At 43.4% G+C, this 16,567-nt stretch carries 18 protein-coding genes; 3 read left to right on the forward strand and 15 right to left on the reverse strand.

Annotated elements, in window-relative coordinates; genetic code table 11:
* Window positions 1–78 precede the first annotated feature (78 nt).
* From ACYX4M_RS18990 to ACYX4M_RS19045, 12 genes are all read right to left on the reverse strand, one after another.
* The gene (locus ACYX4M_RS18990) at window positions 79–1,362 is read right to left on the reverse strand and encodes an alginate export family protein (RefSeq protein ID WP_476081319.1); all 1,284 of its coding nucleotides are present in this window, start codon (window positions 1,360–1,362) and stop codon (window positions 79–81) included.
* Window positions 1,363–1,497: 135 nt separating this feature from the next.
* Window positions 1,498–1,992: a YcgN family cysteine cluster protein gene (locus tag ACYX4M_RS18995; protein ID WP_476081320.1), complete on the reverse strand. Its 495-nt coding sequence runs from the start codon at window positions 1,990–1,992 to the stop codon at window positions 1,498–1,500.
* Complete coding sequence (locus tag ACYX4M_RS19000; protein WP_476081321.1) at window positions 1,989–2,657, reverse strand: fumarylacetoacetate hydrolase family protein; 669 nt, start codon at window positions 2,655–2,657, stop codon at window positions 1,989–1,991. Before ACYX4M_RS19000 ends, ACYX4M_RS18995 begins: the two co-directional genes overlap by 4 nt.
* Complete coding sequence (locus ACYX4M_RS19005) at window positions 2,657–3,739, reverse strand: lytic murein transglycosylase (RefSeq protein ID WP_476081322.1); 1,083 nt, start codon at window positions 3,737–3,739, stop codon at window positions 2,657–2,659. Before ACYX4M_RS19005 ends, ACYX4M_RS19000 begins: the two co-directional genes overlap by 1 nt.
* A gap of 6 nt (window positions 3,740–3,745) precedes the next feature.
* The gene (locus ACYX4M_RS19010) at window positions 3,746–4,042 is read right to left on the reverse strand and encodes a YcgL domain-containing protein (RefSeq protein WP_476081323.1); all 297 of its coding nucleotides are present in this window, start codon (window positions 4,040–4,042) and stop codon (window positions 3,746–3,748) included.
* A 76-nt stretch (window positions 4,043–4,118) separates the two neighbouring features.
* Entirely contained in the window at window positions 4,119–5,276 is a 1,158-nt protein-coding gene (rnd, locus tag ACYX4M_RS19015; protein ID WP_476081324.1) for a ribonuclease D, read from the reverse strand.
* Window positions 5,277–5,324: 48 nt separating this feature from the next.
* A complete protein-coding gene (gene fadD, locus ACYX4M_RS19020) occupies window positions 5,325–6,992 on the reverse strand; it encodes a long-chain-fatty-acid--CoA ligase FadD (protein WP_476081325.1) in 1,668 nt (555 codons plus the stop codon).
* A 121-nt stretch (window positions 6,993–7,113) separates the two neighbouring features.
* Window positions 7,114–7,953: an alpha/beta fold hydrolase gene (locus tag ACYX4M_RS19025; protein ID WP_476081326.1), complete on the reverse strand. Its 840-nt coding sequence runs from the start codon at window positions 7,951–7,953 to the stop codon at window positions 7,114–7,116.
* Between the two features lie 105 nt (window positions 7,954–8,058).
* A complete protein-coding gene (locus ACYX4M_RS19030; protein WP_476081327.1) occupies window positions 8,059–8,706 on the reverse strand; it encodes a Slp family lipoprotein in 648 nt (215 codons plus the stop codon).
* 349 nt (window positions 8,707–9,055) lie between these two features.
* Window positions 9,056–9,349 (reverse strand): hypothetical protein, encoded by a 294-nt coding sequence (locus tag ACYX4M_RS19035; RefSeq protein ID WP_334059383.1) that lies wholly within the window; start codon window positions 9,347–9,349, stop codon window positions 9,056–9,058.
* 88 nt (window positions 9,350–9,437) lie between these two features.
* Window positions 9,438–10,154: a tRNA (adenosine(37)-N6)-threonylcarbamoyltransferase complex dimerization subunit type 1 TsaB gene (gene tsaB / locus ACYX4M_RS19040; RefSeq protein ID WP_476081328.1), complete on the reverse strand. Its 717-nt coding sequence runs from the start codon at window positions 10,152–10,154 to the stop codon at window positions 9,438–9,440.
* A gap of 78 nt (window positions 10,155–10,232) precedes the next feature.
* Window positions 10,233–12,152, reverse strand: coding sequence for an ATP-dependent DNA helicase (locus tag ACYX4M_RS19045; protein ID WP_476081329.1), 1,920 nt, complete (start codon window positions 12,150–12,152; stop codon window positions 10,233–10,235).
* Between the two features lie 296 nt (window positions 12,153–12,448).
* Between ACYX4M_RS19045 and ACYX4M_RS19050 the strand changes: the two genes are divergently transcribed.
* Window positions 12,449–12,688: a hypothetical protein gene (locus tag ACYX4M_RS19050; protein ID WP_476081330.1), complete on the forward strand. Its 240-nt coding sequence runs from the start codon at window positions 12,449–12,451 to the stop codon at window positions 12,686–12,688.
* 190 nt (window positions 12,689–12,878) lie between these two features.
* On the opposite strand, the gene ACYX4M_RS19055 is transcribed toward ACYX4M_RS19050, so the two are convergent.
* Together ACYX4M_RS19055 and ACYX4M_RS19060 are read right to left on the reverse strand one after the other, a co-directional pair.
* Entirely contained in the window at window positions 12,879–13,211 is a 333-nt protein-coding gene (locus ACYX4M_RS19055; RefSeq protein ID WP_476081331.1) for a hypothetical protein, read from the reverse strand.
* A gap of 102 nt (window positions 13,212–13,313) precedes the next feature.
* A complete protein-coding gene (locus ACYX4M_RS19060) occupies window positions 13,314–14,234 on the reverse strand; it encodes a cation diffusion facilitator family transporter (RefSeq protein WP_476081332.1) in 921 nt (306 codons plus the stop codon).
* Window positions 14,235–14,806: 572 nt separating this feature from the next.
* Between ACYX4M_RS19060 and ACYX4M_RS19065 the strand changes: the two genes are divergently transcribed.
* Together ACYX4M_RS19065 and ACYX4M_RS19070 are read left to right on the forward strand one after the other, a co-directional pair.
* Window positions 14,807–15,502: an EF-hand domain-containing protein gene (locus ACYX4M_RS19065; RefSeq protein ID WP_476081333.1), complete on the forward strand. Its 696-nt coding sequence runs from the start codon at window positions 14,807–14,809 to the stop codon at window positions 15,500–15,502.
* Window positions 15,503–15,636: 134 nt separating this feature from the next.
* Window positions 15,637–16,260 carry a phosphatase PAP2 family protein gene (locus ACYX4M_RS19070; RefSeq protein ID WP_476081334.1) on the forward strand — a complete coding sequence of 208 codons (624 nt, stop codon included), beginning with the start codon at window positions 15,637–15,639 and terminating at the stop codon, window positions 16,258–16,260.
* 86 nt (window positions 16,261–16,346) lie between these two features.
* Here ACYX4M_RS19070 and ACYX4M_RS19075 read toward each other — a convergent pair whose 3' ends face one another.
* The gene (locus ACYX4M_RS19075) at window positions 16,347–16,565 is read right to left on the reverse strand and encodes a hypothetical protein (protein ID WP_474873534.1); all 219 of its coding nucleotides are present in this window, start codon (window positions 16,563–16,565) and stop codon (window positions 16,347–16,349) included.
* Window positions 16,566–16,567: the final 2 nt, after the last annotated feature.

Below are 16,567 nucleotides of genomic sequence, written 5' to 3' on the forward strand. Positions count from 1 at the left end.
AAATGTGCAATCTAGCCACCAACAGCCCCAATATTTCCTGTTTATGTGGCAATGCTTTCCTATAATCTGTAATTAATCTTAGAAAGAGTACATTACCCCCGTATAGGCGTACATAGAATTATCGGGGTACGCGCCAGTTTCTAACGCATCACCCTTAGCAAGGTATGCACCGCCTAGTTCGAACCTTAGTGGCGCAGATGCTTGATATCGCCAGCGAAACTCTATTTGGTGCCCTAGAAAGTCTTCTTCACTTTCAGCCACTTTTTGAAGCCACAGTCCTTTGTACCCAAGCATAAGCGTGTTATCGTCATTTAGCTTTGTAACTCCTCTTAGCCCCGGTGCCAATATATTGCTACGAGGAAATGTTTGATAAACGTCCGTTGGGCCGAAATCAAACCGCCGTAAACCATAAAGAGAGTCAAAGGCTTTTATGGTGTCGTCAGTACTATCATTGTCACCACTTGCTGCATCAATTTCTGCTCTAATAAAAGTATTAGCGTTGATTTGTTTGCCGATGTGACTATGTACCATCCAAGAAGTAACGTCTTTATCATCTATGTCTGATGTTGATGTAGACTGCCTTGCCTGACCAGTTTGCCCTATCGCTTCTATGTTGTATTTCCAATCTTCTGAAAAGGTTTTCGAATAATCCACCGACAAGGTAAACAGGTCACGATTTTTTGTCGCTAGCTCTTTTGAGTCAGATTCTTTCAGCCAGTAACTGTGTACTTTCCAGGTGTTATCTTCTGATTCAGCATATACGCCATAAAATTTTTGATTACTATAACTTTTATCAAAAGCGCGTTTATTACTATCGATTGAGGCCGAATCTAATGGAAAGCGAGTAAGTGGCAGCAAATAGAAACCACGAACATGCCACCCAGACCAAGTTGCATCAATTAGTGCACCTTCAAAGCTATTTGTAGCGTTCCTAAATCGTGTGCGCCCCATCAGTCGACGACTGCCGTGATCTAGTGTTACGCGTCCAAGAGTTACGCTATCTATAACTTCACTGATACCCTTGTAAGTGATGTACAACTGCACTGGCTCAAGCGTATTCACCTGCGAAGACTTGAGAGTGGGATCATTCTCGTCGAGATAAGCCCTAGAGTCTTCTATCTCGGCGACAGCACCCCAATTTCCATAGTTGGCTTCGCCTTTTAACCTAATTCGCGTTGAAAGGCGTTGATTTGTTTTAGCCCGAATGTTTTCGTCTGTAGGAAAGATTGGATTATTAAGCGTTTCATAACGTACTCTAACTGAACCGCTGTAGCTGGTATCTAGGTTTTCTGCTTTTAATGATGTGCCTATACAAGTAGTGGCTAACAATAATATCGAAGCACTAGCACTCAGTTTACTCATCTTTAAGCCTTTGAAAATCGGGTAAGAAAAGCGTAAGTATAAGCGAGTCAGTCGCATTTCACTCACGCTCTTTAGTCTAAAATCAAAATCAACAAAGGTGATGTGTTGAATTAAAGTAGTCACAACTCGCAGGGTTTAGTCTAAATCTTCTAGCGGCCAAATGGCGATATAGTCTTCAAAATGGTTGAGATCCACATCGCTTTCAAACACCGTTTTATTACGTACCGACATCCCCTTCGCATGCATTACGTGTTTCTTCCCTTTGTTAAGCAATGGATGCCAGGACGGTATCCCTCTTCCCTCATGCAGTCGGCGGTAGGTACAACTATTAGGCATGAAGAAAATATCTTTTAGGTTCTCTTTTGTCAGCTTCACACAATCTGGTACCAGTTCGGTACGTCTCGCATACTGCGTACACTCACACTTTTTGGTATTAAGGTAAGAACATACGATATTGGTATAATGAATCTTTTCATTATCGTTAATATGGTCGGTAACTTCGTATTCTTCTACCGCGTCATCATCAATAAATTTTTGCAGGCAGCATTTACCACATCCATCACAGAGAGACTCCCATTCCTTTTGGTTCATTTCTTCTAATGACTTAGTTTCCCAAAATGCCACCGTCATTGCGCCACCACCTCTGTACTTAAAGCGAGCAAACTATCTAGCGATGCCTCGACCTTATCTGCAGGACTCAATTTACCTACCCCTTTTGGCGTACCGGTAAGGACCACGTCTCCGCTATCTAGGGTAAATATAGATGACATGTGAGCGATTAGAGGAATGATTCTGTGTAGCATGAGTTCGGTATGCCCCTGCTGCCTGACCTCTCCGTTTATGGTTAAGGTAAAGCGCAAATCATCAAGATTCCCAGCTTCGCTGTACGGCACAAAGCCAGAAAGTGGCGCGCTGTTATCAAAAGACTTGGCTCGTTCCCAAGGTTGTCCTTGCTTTTTAAGCGCTGCTTGGACTTCGCGGAGAGTTAAATCAAGCCCTAGGCCAATCCCCCAAATAGCACCTTTGACCTCATCTTCACTTGCATTTTTAAGTGGTGACTTAAGCAGTACCGACACCTCAAGCTCGTTATGGCATTCGCCTTTGTCATTGGGAATAGCAATGGGCTCATGCATATGGCACAGCGCAGCCTTAGGTTTCATAAACAGCAGCGGTGCTTCAGACACCGTAGAGTTCATTTCTTGAATGTGGTCGAGGTAATTTCGACCAATGCATAGCACTTTACTAACAGGTAATGATATTTCATTACCTTGGGTATCAATGTGACGATATGCCATTAGTAACCTCGCTTTATCCGCTCTGATAAGTACCCAACCGACACACCGAAATATGATGAGCGATTCCATTTCATCAGCGTGTGAAAATTGTTATACACCAAATAGATTCGGCCTTTTTCACCATCTGGCATAATAAGCGACGCTGTGATGTCTACATTGGGGAGTTCACTGCCGTTATAGCGCCTAACGCCATTTGAGCTCCAAAAAGATAGCGGCTTCATATTCGATTTTGAGAGGCCTGAAAAAGGCACGGGCTTGGTCAGTGTTACTTGGCGCCCCCATGTCCCTTCACTATCCCATCCTTCAGATGACAAGTAGTTGGCGATTGACGCAAATACGTCAGCTTTGGTGCCCCAAATATCCTTTCTGCCGTCGCCATTGTAGTCTACCGCGTAATTTAGAAACGAGATGGGCATAAACTGAGTTTGGCCCATCGCGCCAGCCCAAGAACCTTTAAAGGCTTTTACATCAATATGCCTTTCATCAAGTATGCGAAGTGCGGCAAAAAAATTATCTTTGAATAGCTTTTCTCTTCGCCCTTCATAGGCCAAAGATGCCAATGCGGACAGTACGCTGAAATTGCCCTGAATTTTACCAAAGTTAGACTCGTTACCCCATAGCGCTACAATAAAGCGCGCTTGCACGCCATATTTTTCAGCGATCTCGTCAAGTAATACTTTATGTTCTTTGTACTGCTCAACCGCTTGCTTTACTTTCCAGCCAGGCACTCGCGTCGCTAGGTAGTCATCTAAAGTGATTTTTTTCTCTGGCTGGCTTTTATCAGATTTAACAACGGTAGGTCTAAAGGTGATATCAGCGAACGCCTGCTCTAGCTTAGCTTTATCTATACCTTTTGCAGCTGCTTCGTTTTTAAGCTGAGCGACATAGCGTTTAAAGCCTTCTTCACTAAGCCCATTGTCACTACTCGGCTTGTTTTCAGCATAAGCCGAAACCGAAAGGCTTAAAGAGATGCTCGATATAAGCACGGCCACGTTGAGCGGCTTGGCCAGCAAACTATAGCTACTACGCTTAGTGTGAACCGTCAGTCGAGCGACTAAGCGGTTTATTATCTCTACTAACATGAATATTTAAAACTTTTTATCCGGATTTTTAGACAAGCCGAGGGATTCGCGATGCTGCTCTAATAGGTTGTCTTCCTTAGGGGGCATTTGTAGGTAAAAACCTTTTTCAGTAAGTTCATCAATGAGCTTTTGCTTATCGACCATACCTAGCTTATCTCGTTTTTCTAAAGCGATTATGGTCACTAACTCCGGGCGACCAAAGGTCTCCATCAGCGCTTCTGGTACATCTTCAAAATGATCTTTTTTGGGCACATATAAATACATGCCTTCTTTTTTTCGCGTTTTATAAACTGCGCATAACATAATTGATTTACTCGCTTAGTAATAAGTGCGGCCGTGAAATTTTTCACTTTTGCCGCCCACGTTGTTTTGTAGAAGGTTACTGGGAAGGCGCGTCGCCTAACAGTCGGGTTACGTGAGGACGAAATAATGGCTCACGCCAAGTAGACAACACGTCAGGCATTAAACCTTGTACACGGGTCTCGTCAACTGGAAACCAATACCATTTTAACAATTGATTTAGCTGTTTTTTAGAAGCTATAACGTCACTATTAACGGCATTGTCTTTCGCAATCTGGTCGCTGATGACTTTAAGCTCGGCAAGGGTCTTCTTGTATTTAGCAATATCGATTAGCCGCAGCACAACAGGTAACCGTAGCTTCTCTGGCGTTTGAGCATATTTTGCTCTCGCCTCTTCAATCAGAGTGATAATAGTGTCACCATAACGACGCACCGACTGGTGATTCACGCCGTTAATGCGCAAAAGGCCAGATTTGCTATCAATAAGACGCTGGGCTGCTTCAAACAGATGCCCCTCTTTGAAAACAAAGTTTAAAGCCAAGTCTTTCTTGCGAGCTGTGTTTAATCGCCATGCTGCTAACGCTTGTAATACCGTAAGCTGCTCGCTGTTTAATCGCCAGTTGTTCTTAATGCTTAAATAGGCAAAATCTTCTGGCATTTGAGCGCGTTTTTTCTCAACCAGTAATGCGATTTCTTGGTAAATCCAATGCACTTTACCCGCCTCTTGCACTTTACTGGCTAGCTGCTGGTAGCATGGTAGTAAATACAATACGTCGTTTGCTGCATAGCTAAGCTGCGATTCGCGAAGAGGTCTGGCTATCCAGTCTGTTCGCGACTCACCTTTGTCTAACGTTATATCGCATAGCAACTCTACTAGCTTTGCGTAGCCCAGCGATGGCCCCATATCCAAAATACTACCTGCCAACTGTGTATCAAACACCGGCGTTGGTACCGTATCAAAGGCGGTAAGAAACGCCTCTATATCTTCTGAACACGAGTGCAGTACTTTTACTACTTCGGTATTTTCCATAAGCTCGATAAACGGGCCCATGTTATCTATAGCAAGCGGGTCAATAAGCACAAGTTGATGGCCATCATAAAGCTGAATGAGGCCTAGATGAGGAGTAAGGGTTCTGGTTCTTACAAATTCGGTGTCTAAGGCTACTGCCTCTTGACGTTGTGCTGCAGTGCACACTTTTTCGAGTTGTTCAGTTGTTGTAATTAATTGATATTGCATATTTTTACACAGTAATAAAAAAGCCGGCTAACGCCGGCTTTCAAAAAACTATTTCAATGAAATTAGTCTCGAAGCTTCCCGACGCAGTATTTTACCCACATTGGTTTTTGGTAAGTCATCTTTAAAGACAACTTGCTTAGGCACTTTGTAACCTGTTAAATGATTACGGCAGTGCGCGATAACGTCTTTTTCAGTGAGCGAATCGTTATTTTTAACTACGAATAGCTTTACAACCTCACCGCTGACTTCGTGAGGAACCCCAACCGCAGCCGCTTCAACAACATCGTCATGCATTGCTGCAACTTCTTCAATCTCGTTAGGGAACACGTTAAAGCCTGACACTAGGATCATATCCTTTTTACGGTCAACAATATAGAAGTAACCTTCATCATCTACCGTTGCAATGTCACCTGTAGCTAACCAACCGTCTTTTAGAATTTCTTCTGTTGCTTCTGGGCGGTTCAAATAGCCTTTCATTACCTGAGGACCTTTCACCCACATTTCACCAGGCTCACCCTTTTCTACAGGGTTACCGTCGTCATCTAGAAGCTTGATATCCGTAGAGGGTACAGGCATACCGATAGCGCCTTTATATGCTTCAATCTGTGGTGGGTTAACCGCAACCACTGGCGAACACTCTGTCAGCCCGTAGCCTTCGAGAAGCACGGTACCGGTTACTTTTTCCCACTTTTCTGCAACAGGACGCTGAACTGCCATACCGCCGCCTAAACCAAACTTAAATTTGCTGAAATCAAGTTCGCTGAACCCAGGCGTGTTTAGCAAGCCATTAAATAACGTGTTTACGCCAGGTAAAATGGTAAACGGATATTTGCTTAATTCGTTTACAAAAGCCGGCATGTCGCGGGGGTTGGTAATAAGTAAGTTGCGGCAACCATATTTAACAAACATCAAACAGTTCGCCAGAAGCGCAAAGATGTGATAGAGCGGAAGCGCAGTAACAACAAAGTCTTCGCCTTCTTCAATCACGGTTTCTAGAATGCCTGAAACTTGCTCTAAGTTTGCCACCATATTGCGGTGAGTGAGCATCGCACCTTTAGAAACGCCGGTTGTTCCACCTGTATACTGAAGGAATGCTAAGTCGCCGCTGTCGATGTCTGGCCGCGTGTACTTAAGAGACTGACCTTTCTTTACCGCCGACATAAACGAAGTCGTTTCAGGCAGGTTGAATGAGGGCACCATCTTTTTAACGTACTTAACCACCGCGTTGACAACCCATCGCTTAGGAGCAGGCAACATATCACCCAGCGAAGTCAAAAAGACTTCTTGAAGGTTAGTATCTGCAATGACCTCTTCGAGGGTACAAGCGAAGTTCTCGACTATAACGATAGCTTTAGCATTGGCATCGTTTAGCTGGTGCTTCAACTCGCGAGCGGTATAAAGAGGGTTGACGTTAACCACAACCATACCTGCGCGCAATATCCCAAACATAGCAACAGGGTACTGAAGGAGGTTAGGCATCATAATTGCCACAGCATCACCGCGTTTTAAGCCGCTAGACTGTAGGTATGCAGCAAACTGCGCTGATAAGGTATCTAGCTCCTCAAACGAAATTGAGTGCCCCATGTTAATGAAGGCTTCTTTGTTTTTAAACTTCTTAACCGACTGCTCGAAAATGTCTACTACAGATGCGTAACGATCGGCATCGATTTCTGCGGAAACGCGAGGGTCGTAATGCTTAAGCCAGGTTTTTTCCACCAAAACCTCCTCTACTTTATTCTTATACTATTTAATGAGCACTTTTGAAGACGTGCCCATGTAACTGGTCTGATAACTTGCGAATAGTATAGGAAGTGTAAAAAAAAATAAACGCCACAATTTACAATTGCTCAACAAAATTGCGAATTAATAGCCCTACATCATCAGTATTTTCCATGTGAATATGATGACCGCCTACTAATTGTTCGTATTGTGCATTTAAAAACCACCCCTTCCTTTTTGTAAAGACTGACTCGAGATTTTTAAAGCTATTAGATGCACCGATAAAAAGTACAGGACATACAATAGCACGCATGAGAGTTTCTGCCTGTTTTTCTGTGAACCTTAGCGATGATTTTGTACGTAATTTAGGATCGCTTGACCAAAAGCAGTGTCCGCCTGCATCTTGGGTTAAGTTTCTAGACAATATTGAACGGGCGTGCTCTTCCGGAATATCTGAAATTTTGCATCTCGCTTTTACGGCATCTTCTAAATCGACGATGCGTAACTTATTGCGAGATTTGGCATGGCGACTGATAATAGACTCACGCATTTGCGATGCAGTGGTCTCTTCACTTTCTGTAAGCGGGCCGCATGCGTCAATACTAATAACGGCAGAGACTTTATCTGGGAAGAGAGCGGCGAATAAGCTAGCAAGGATTCCCCCAAGTGAATGTCCCAGTAAAATAACCTCTTCCCAATTTTGGGACTCAATTAAGGCGTACAAGTCTTGCAGGTAATCTGCTTGGTTGTAATGCGCTCCATGCACACGATGCGATGAACGGCCGTGCCCTGCAAGATCGATTGCAATAAAGCGGTGGGTTTGTAGATAAGGCGCAAGTAACCTCAAGCTTTCTGCGTTATCCAAATACCCGTGTAAACCAATCACAACCTTACCAGCACCTTGATTGTCTAGCGCTGCTAAGTGTAATGCCCCAATATTAAATTCTGTTTCAATCATAACACTCCATGCAGGCAAATAGTTGCCGCCTCCTTTACTCTTTTATTCCGTCAAAAAGCATAAAGCGGCAAAAATATGCCGCTTTATAAACAACCACTATTTCTGTTAGTGCCTTTGCATGGGCTGCGCAGCAGACTTCTTCTTTGCTTTGCTGCCGCCTGTTTTCTGAGATGGCATTTTGGCCTTACTAGGCGCGTTTTGATAACGGATAACTCGGGTTCGATTAAAGTGTGGGTACATCCAAGGGCCATTGAAGCGATAAAATGGTGAGTACCAACCTGTATGGTAATTGAAGAAATAAGTGTTTACATCGTAAACCTCTTGTTTTCTCCACATATGGTAGTCATCTGCGATAATCGTTGGATAGATGTAAGGTTGCTCACCCACCATACCCGCAGTTGGCACCGTAATACTGCCTAAAAATGTTGCAGAGCGTCCTTCTTCAAAAACAATAGGGTCAACGAAGCCGTCTATTTGAACTTTGAAACGACCCGACGTTTCACCGTTAGTGGAAGGTTTACCGTAGTGGTTCAAAGGGAAGTGGGCAAGTTCGATAAGAGTCTTGTTAGGCTTATTTTCAACACCTACAATCATCCCCCCCCAACGCGCTTTTTGACCTTGCGCATTAGCACCGGAAGTGACCGCTTTAGAGTAGCTGACTAACTGTGTGCCCTCTGGTACATCAATACTGTCTGGAACTATGGTACAGCCAGTAAACAACATGACCGTAAGTAAAACTAAATAACGAGACATTAAAGCGCTCCTGTGAACCCTAGAAAAAATGTTGCGCTTGTATGGATTACAAATAAAACAGCAAGTGTTCCAAATGAAGTCCACGTGCGATACACATCTAAAAACTCTTATATACCTTTACGTATCTCTTTAAGTTACAAAGAAAAACCGCACTCCAGCAACCAAACATTAGCATTATTACGAAACGACAGCCACTGTCGTTCAACTAATCTAACGCATAAATAAGAAAGCATATCTGTCATACACATACTTTAGAGCAGATATACTAGATTTTGTTCAAGCCTGTTTGCGAAATTTAACAATTTGTTAGAATTAATGTACAAGGCAAAAAGCAGCAGCTTGCAAAAGATTATGCGTAGATATCTACACCGAACATTGATTGGATAGATTCACGTTGCTGTTGTTTTTCAAAGCTGGTGTAAGAGGCTATCGCATTTTGAGAATAAGTATTGCCATCCTCGCGGATAAATTGCTGGTAGGCCTTGGCGTTATCCGTACCCTGTTCATCGGGTGCAACAACGATCGCCTTTACCGACGATTCACTCTGCCCCTTGCTTTGCTGTTCGGGGTCTTTGTTGATCTTTGCGACTCGTCCTTGCGAAGGTTCAGAGGACGGTAGTGCGAAATTATTATTGATAATCATATAAGGCTAGATAAGCAAAAAACGTACCACACAAGAGCAAACCGTAGTATTTCGTTTGCTTTAACAAGGTACGTTCTTTTTAGTACTTCTACTCTCTTCCCGGTAACTTTTTCCACGTTACTTTATCGCGTAAATAAACAGGCTCCACATTCACAGCTTCAGACACTTCACCTTTGTCATAAGCATCGTGTGCAAGCTTTAGCATGAATTGTGCGTTTGGAAGGGTAACGTCACACGTTGTTTCACTAGCTACTTCAGACTTCCATTGAGTAAGTTCATCATAAGCAGACCAGCCCGTTCCAACGGTAATCACAGCCGCGCTGTCACTTTTTCGCATTGCACTTAACTGTTCAATAGCTACTTCCGGCGGACAAACTTGCTCTTCAATAGTGAGTAAAACACCTTCTTTTGTCTGCTTATAAACAGCAAAATACACTTCATTCATGCGTGCATCCGATGCAACAGCGATCATCGCCTCTCGGTTTTCGGCTTTACTCGCCACTTCAAACGCCATAGCTTCAAGGGTACTTACACCGGCGACTTTTAGCCCAGTTCCTAGCGCAAGGCCTTGGATCATACCCGTAGCTATGCGAACTCCGGTAAAGCTTCCGGGGCCTCGACCAAAAGACAACAAATCAAGGTCGCTAAGGGTTACCTGTGCTTCTTTTAGCACATCATCCACCATGGGAAGTAGTCGTTGGCTATGCTGCTGAGGACATATTTCAAAACGCGTAATAACAGTGTCGTTATACTGAAGTGCTATCGAGCATGCTTCAGTTGCCGTATCTATAGCTAAAATATTCATGTTTTTCTCTTATTTCATATCAACTGAAAAAAGCGTTAGAGAATGGGCTCTCTTCAACTGCATTTTCAGTGTTTTAACTTAGGCTTCATCAATGCCGGCTAAAAATTTTTCCACTTCGTCCAAGCTTCTTGTACGCTTCATATCAGGTAAGCTACCAACGAAGGTTTTGGCGTACGGTTTTGTCACTAACCGATTGTCACATATTACCAGTACGCCTTTATCTGATGGGTCTCGAATGAGTCGCCCAGCCCCCTGCTTTAGCGTAATAACAGCTTGGGGAATTTGAATAACACCAAACGGGTTTGCTCCTCGTTTTTTTACATCTTCCATGCGCGCTTGAAGCAGCGGATCATCTGGTGACGCAAAGGGCAGCTTATCAATCATCACGCAAACCAGGTCATTGCCGCGTACGTCAACCCCTTCCCAAAACGCGCCTGTGCCCATTAGTACGGCTTTTTCATCTGCAAGGTAGGCATCCAGCAATGCTTGCTTAGTGGTAGTCCCTTGCACCAGTAGCGGATTGTCTATCTCATCTTCTAGCTTCTGCGCAATTTCCCTAAGCATGGCATGACTGGTAAAGAGTAAGAAACATCTACCGCGACTTGCTTTGATTAGACGCTTAGCTGTTTCTAACAAGGTTTCGCGCATAGCGTAACTATTGGGCTCGGGTAAATAACGGGGTACGCATAGCATGGCCTGTTCAGGATAATTAAACGGGCTATCCAAACCTAACGTTTCTGCGTCTTCCAAGCCCATGCGGCGCTGGAAGTGATCAAAACCGCCGTTTACCATTAAGGTTGCCGAGGTAAATATCCACCCGCGCGGGGGCGATGATACGAAACGCTTAAATTTAGCCGCAATCGATAATGGCGTTAAATGCATAATGAGGTGACGCTGCGTAGTCTCATACCACAAACTTACATTTTCTTGCTTATTGTCACTTAACGCATCTAACTGCTCTCGTGCAGCGACAACACGTTCATACATGTTGTCTAAATCTTTATCACGGCCAATGTGTAACTTACACACCTCATGCAGCACGCCAAGCGCTTCGGCCAGCTTGCCCACCTGCATGCGCACGTCGTCACGGTCTAGTGCCTCGGCCCAATTGCCGCGTTCAGCCGTGTCCGGGAACAATAACCGTAAATCAGAGGCAATCATTCTGCATTTGTCAGCTGCTTTATCTAATTGCCCAGCATCTTTTAGCACTGTTCTGAACAAGAGCGTAATATCTTTCGCAATGTCGTGAATTTGTCTGGTCGAAAGTGACTCGCCAAAGTAATCGCTCGCAATATCAGGAATTTGATGGGCTTCATCAAAAATAATCGCGTCAGCTTCTGGGATAAGTTCGCCAAATCCTGTGTCTTTCAGTGCCATATCAGCAAAGAAAAGGTGGTGGTTTACCACAATAATATCAGCATCCAGCGCCTTTCTGCGCGCTTTTACCAAGTAGCAATCTTCATAGTCTGGGCAATCGCGGCCCAAGCAGTTATCCACTGTAGAGGTAACCAGCGGTAAAACACGGGCATCTTCAGGAAGGGTTTTTAGCTCACCCATATCACCTGTTTTCGTAGTACTAGACCAACGTTTCACTTCTGAAAGCTGACCCAATACCTCTTTTTCAACCAGCGTAGAGTTGCCGCTGTGCTGCGCTACACGGTGTAGACAAAGATAGTTTGAACGGCCTTTTAACAGTGCAGTTTTTCGCTTGCTGCCCAAGGCCTTTTTTACCAGCGGTAAGTCGCGGTGAAATAGCTGTTCTTGTAAGTTTTTAGTCCCTGTAGAAACAATGGCTTTTCCGTCGCTCAACAATGCTGGAGCGAGATAAGCGAAAGTCTTTCCCGTTCCCGTACCTGCCTCTACTATTAAACTACCTGTGGTATCAATAGCGCGCTTAACCGCCTTTGCCATTTCAGTTTGAGCTTCGCGAGGTACAAACCCCTTGATAGCACCTGCAAGGAGGCCATCTGAAGAGAATACATTATTTATTGTGGGCATAGTTTAAGCGCTGTCATTACTTTTCTACTTTAGGCCGCGCATTATGCCAAAAAGCCTTTGGAATGCCCATTAAAGGTTTGCATTTTAACGTCGTCTTCTTCCATTCATTTGCCTAGCTTGATAGTTAAATTACTAAAAGCACGTAGCGCTTAACTTCACTTATCGTGCAACACAAATGTTAATTTTTTGATGAAAAGAATTTATCTTCTAGAACAAAAGAATTTGCTTTTTAAACTTAATACTTAGGCGCAATATCCCGCTCGTAAATATCTATACAACTATTCAACGAGGTAATTATGAAAGGTTTACGCTTTATAGGTTTAGGCTTAGTAGGTTTAAGCGCAATGGCGTTCTCTGTAACTGCAGCTGCATCAGAAGAAGCACCTGCGGAACTAGTAGCTGAACTAACTCAGTTCTGTAAAGAAATCGCTGAAGAAGAAGGCACAAAAGACAAGTCGGAAGATGCATTTGTATTAGAGTGCGTGAATGATGAGCTAGAAGCTGAAGGTTACCAAAAGCTGAAATTTTTAAACTAATCTAATAAGGTGAGTTACTGATTCACTTTATCTGAATAAATAAACGAGCCCCGCCAGAAATGACGGGGCTTTTTTGTGCTTTCTTTTTTTGAAGTGAGCACATTATTTGGCCTTGCTTTTTTATATGCCTTTTCGAGTTTTTCAGTCTTATATACAGCGGTGCATGCAAAGGTGGCTTTATTCGAATAAATCAGCGTTCAAAAAACGCATCAACCAAATCGGCCAGTGACTCCTCTAACTCTTCTTCAAAAGTGTCGATATCAATCCCAAAGCTATCCATATATTTAGCCGCATTGTCACGGGAAAGTACGGCGTTTTTTATCTGAAATTCAAGCTCGGGCAGTGTCTTGTCGTAGCGGGGCTTAATGGTCCATCGCAAACAATGACCATTGTTGTCCTTTAGCTTTTTCTTGGCGAATACACAGAATTCCTCGACGTAGTCAGCACCTTGCGGCCCAAGGCACCCCGGTTCTATGCGGTACATTACCAGCAGCTTTTTATATAGCGGAAGTCGCGTTTCCATCACATCTTCAATTAGCTTAAAGAGTTGATTATCGGAAAGTTTGGAGGATTTTGCCAGCCAAGAAAGGGGAGAATGCGAGAAATTTCACACTCCCCCGCATCATTACTCTGCAAGCTCAGGATCTTTTATGAACAAGATGTCCATGATGATTGCAGGATCCCACTCGCGCATTTCTGCTTCGCATTTCAGTCGAATTTCGTCTAACTCACTGATCGTTGCAATCGAGAATGCGTCATCCACGATAATGTGGACTAACAGATAGACATCCCTACCCCGCTTACTAATTCGCACTTCCACATGTTCGTATGGGACGTCAGCCAACGTTTTTTTGAATTTTTTCTCGATTACCGCCGAGATAGCTTCAGGCGGCGCTTTGTTAATTACTTCATTAAGGCTTTCACGCAAAATCTTAAAAGGCACCGGCAACATTGCCGAACCAAGAATAATCAATAAAACAGGATCAACGTACGGCGACAGCGTTCTATATTCCGTCAACTCTAACGCGTAGGCCAAAATAAAAGCGAACAAGATGGATGCACTTAGCACGCCGTCTATCATCCAAGTGTGAGAATCGACTTTTACTAAGTCGGACAGTAAATTCTTACCTTTTACTCGCATGTACAGAGAGATACTAAAACAGCCAACCGTTGCCACAACACCGTAGACCATACCAATACCATACTCAGCTGCGTGCCCACCTACTAATAAACTCTGAACAGAGCTCGCAACGGCATACACACACGTGGCAATGATAATAAGCGACTTAAACATGTTTAGCGTAGGCTCTATTGCCGTGTAACCAAAGTGGAACCGGTCATCATCTGGACGTTGAACTAAGCTAGCTACTTTGAGCGTTAGCATTGACATAACAAAAGCAATTAACGAATAAGCGGCATCAAATAAAATAGCGCCTGAGCTCGTAAAAATGGCAAAACCAAGCGCAATAACGACAAACGCGCCGGCAATATAAAAAGAAAGCGTTAATAGACGCTTTTCTTCAAGGTGATGGAAGCCAATGTCCATGAAAATCACATCGAAATTAGGGTGCGCGGATTCTACTCCGATATTTTAAAAAAAATAGTGCTTTGAACAGAAATGTTGCTATTTTTTTAACCAATTCAGTGTTAAACAGCGCCTATATAATTTCGACTTAACGCAATGCGTTTTTTGCCCCTATTCTAAACTATGAAAATTGTAACCCACCCTTCTATAAAAGTTACTTTGATGTTGATGAAAGCGGACAGGAAATTGAACAGGCTTTTTCTCGTGGACTTGCTTATGCAGGCCATTCTCTAGTGGTGCCAGAACCGTATAGTTATCAAGTACTGCCTCACTTTAACTATCGTTACGCGCTTGTAAACACGCTTCACAGTTTATCTCACTTAACTTGTATTATTTTTGTTAAAAATAACGAGTAACTTTTTCATAAAATTCTATAGTTCTCACAATTTCGCCTGCCTCCCCGAGCCACTTAAAAAACCCAACACATTGATTTAACTTAACTTTATCTTAATGGCATACACTATGAATAACTCTTTGTGAATTCTCTCCTCCGTTTTTAAGCAGTATGGAGGCCAAAAACCAAGGAGTAAGATATGAAAAAGTTAACTATTGCTACATTAATTAGTGCCGCTCTTTCTGCTGGTGCATTTGCTGGCAACGACATGGAGAAAATCGACACAACGTTCGTCGATTTAGACAACGATGACAACGGCTACATCTCGCGGGAAGAAGCAGACGACGATGAGATTTATGCGCATTTCTCTAAAATTGATGCTAATTCAGATATGCAGCTTTCGATTGAAGAGTTTAACACTCATGTTATGAAGCACCCTCAACACTTCGATGATGAAGTGCTTGCGACTGTAAAATCGATGAAACAAAGCATGGGTAAAAAAGGTACGATGGAAACGGAAGTGAAAGTTGATACCGATGTAGATGAAGTCGTTGCAGCAACGAAAGACAAAAGGTTGACACACGAGTTAAGAGCCGAAACTGAGCTAAAAGCGAATGGAGACTTAAAAAAGACGAAAGTTGAAAAAGTCACGAAAGATACGGTTGTTAACGATAAAACAGTTATCGCTGACGAAGCGGTGGTCGCGCATAGTGAATTTGAAATGATGGACGCGAACAACGATGGCGAGCTTACTAAAGCCGAAGCTTCAAGAAGCGGTGTTACCCGCGACTTCGATAAAATTGACCTTAATGATGATGAACTTATTACGCATACTGAATTTAAGCGTTATCACAGTATGTCTGAAAGTGACTTGAGTGATAACTCTGAAGAGTAATGACTAAGTAATACAAGGGCCGCATGCGCGGCTCTTTTGTATTTTAACAGCTTGTTTTGTACACATCTCTTCAATGTTGTACATGACAAGAGCTTTCTTTAGCAGTTAATCGCTTTATCGAAGAGGGAATTTTTATGTTAGCTTCCACAGGAATTAAAGGCCTACTTGCGTATCGAGCGCTGCGAAAAATGAAGGGACACAGTGCTAACACAGCACAAAATAACGAAAACTTCCTTATATCTAGCACTTTGAGCAACGCGACAACGCCGCCATCCGTTGTCGCTATTACGGGCTCAGCTTACGTTATATCTAAAATGACTCATGCACCACAACTGCAGCGCTTTCTTTTGAAGTCAACGCTGTCAGCTTCAGTGGCGGGCTTACTTAACGCAGGGCTTAAGCGTTTGATTGGACGAAAACGCCCAAGAGCAGAAAATGGCCCTGAAATAAAAGGCCCTGCATTGAAAGACAAATTTAACTCTATGCCTTCTGGTCACGCGTCAGCAGTAGCGGCAGTTGCGGGCTCAATACCTCGTACATCTGGATCTCTACTATTAGCGTCAGCGGCAGGTCTTGCTGCCACCGCATTTATTGGAAGGTCGAGGACTAAACGCGAGGCGCATCACTTATCAGATGTGTTGGTGGGAAGTTGCTTGGGTTTCGGCGTTGCCTACGCCGTATCTAAACTCGAAAAGCCCGTTGAAGCTGAAGTTGAAAACTTGAAGCAAAGCTCTCACCTACCGAATATAATTAAATAATACTAATCACGAAAATACAGTTTAGAGCGTGTCCCCTCACTTGTTTAGTAGGAAACACGCTTACATACGGTGTGTTATTTAAGCATCTAACTTTCGGGTGTGGACATTATCACTTCCTCGATTTCACTGTTACCGCTTAAGCGTGCGAGGTCGATCAGATAGCCTTTTTCTAGCTTATCCAAAGCGTGTCCTTTAAGTCGTGCTTTAACCTCTTTTACATCCCCATTGGCGATAGAAGTCTTAAGCGCAGCATGATTGTTTATAGAGCGGTCTTCATTCTTTTCAATTGAATCATTTGTAGTCATAG

The organism is Alteromonas sp. ABV4_150, from assembly GCF_056311745.1.

Excerpts from the sequence above, each read along its gene's own strand:
- ACYX4M_RS18990 (WP_476081319.1), bottom strand. The coding sequence starts at position 1,362 with ATGAGTAAACTGAGTGCTAGTGCTTCGATATTATTGTTAGCCACTACT.
- ACYX4M_RS18995 (WP_476081320.1), bottom strand. The coding sequence starts at position 1,992 with ATGACGGTGGCATTTTGGGAAACTAAGTCATTAGAAGAAATGAACCAA.
- ACYX4M_RS19000 (WP_476081321.1), bottom strand. The coding sequence starts at position 2,657 with ATGGCATATCGTCACATTGATACCCAAGGTAATGAAATATCATTACCT.
- ACYX4M_RS19005 (WP_476081322.1), bottom strand. The coding sequence starts at position 3,739 with ATGTTAGTAGAGATAATAAACCGCTTAGTCGCTCGACTGACGGTTCAC.
- ACYX4M_RS19010 (WP_476081323.1), bottom strand. The coding sequence starts at position 4,042 with ATGTTATGCGCAGTTTATAAAACGCGAAAAAAAGAAGGCATGTATTTA.
- rnd (WP_476081324.1), bottom strand. The coding sequence starts at position 5,276 with ATGCAATATCAATTAATTACAACAACTGAACAACTCGAAAAAGTGTGC.
- ACYX4M_RS19025 (WP_476081326.1), bottom strand. The coding sequence starts at position 7,953 with ATGATTGAAACAGAATTTAATATTGGGGCATTACACTTAGCAGCGCTA.
- ACYX4M_RS19030 (WP_476081327.1), bottom strand. The coding sequence starts at position 8,706 with ATGTCTCGTTATTTAGTTTTACTTACGGTCATGTTGTTTACTGGCTGT.
- ACYX4M_RS19035 (WP_334059383.1), bottom strand. The coding sequence starts at position 9,349 with ATGATTATCAATAATAATTTCGCACTACCGTCCTCTGAACCTTCGCAA.
- tsaB (WP_476081328.1), bottom strand. The coding sequence starts at position 10,154 with ATGAATATTTTAGCTATAGATACGGCAACTGAAGCATGCTCGATAGCA.
- ACYX4M_RS19045 (WP_476081329.1), bottom strand. The coding sequence starts at position 12,152 with ATGCCCACAATAAATAATGTATTCTCTTCAGATGGCCTCCTTGCAGGT.
- ACYX4M_RS19050 (WP_476081330.1), top strand. The coding sequence starts at position 12,449 with ATGAAAGGTTTACGCTTTATAGGTTTAGGCTTAGTAGGTTTAAGCGCA.
- ACYX4M_RS19055 (WP_476081331.1), bottom strand. The coding sequence starts at position 13,211 with ATGGAAACGCGACTTCCGCTATATAAAAAGCTGCTGGTAATGTACCGC.
- ACYX4M_RS19060 (WP_476081332.1), bottom strand. The coding sequence starts at position 14,234 with ATGGACATTGGCTTCCATCACCTTGAAGAAAAGCGTCTATTAACGCTT.
- ACYX4M_RS19065 (WP_476081333.1), top strand. The coding sequence starts at position 14,807 with ATGAAAAAGTTAACTATTGCTACATTAATTAGTGCCGCTCTTTCTGCT.
- ACYX4M_RS19070 (WP_476081334.1), top strand. The coding sequence starts at position 15,637 with ATGTTAGCTTCCACAGGAATTAAAGGCCTACTTGCGTATCGAGCGCTG.
- ACYX4M_RS19075 (WP_474873534.1), bottom strand. The coding sequence starts at position 16,565 with ATGACTACAAATGATTCAATTGAAAAGAATGAAGACCGCTCTATAAAC.